Consider the following 255-nt stretch of genomic DNA (forward strand, 5'->3'; position numbering starts at 1 on the left):
GCCCATGGCTCGCCACCACACGATCGTCGAAGACGACATCGATGCGCTCGGGGTAGAAGCGCTTGCTGATCAGCCGACCGGCCAACTCGCACGGCACGGAGTAATGATTGCGGGCCGCGCTCACCAGACAGGTGCTGGAGACCCGCCCGGTCTCTTCGACGTAGCCGTCGAACGGGGCGATCATCGGCATCAGCTGCGGCTGTTCGTGCTCAAGCATCTCCGCGATCGTCAGTTCGTACTCGGGGTGCTTCAACT

The 255-nt window shown here is 63.1% G+C and carries 1 protein-coding gene; it reads right to left on the bottom strand.

The window, feature by feature from the left end; translation table 11 throughout:
• Window positions 1–255: Mu transposase domain-containing protein (locus tag GQB03_RS22810; RefSeq protein WP_407644558.1), on the bottom strand; the 255-nt coding region annotated here is incomplete at both ends.

It is taken from the genome of Cognatazoarcus halotolerans (assembly GCF_009800965.1).
GTDB lineage: Bacteria > Pseudomonadota > Gammaproteobacteria > Burkholderiales > Rhodocyclaceae > Cognatazoarcus > Cognatazoarcus halotolerans.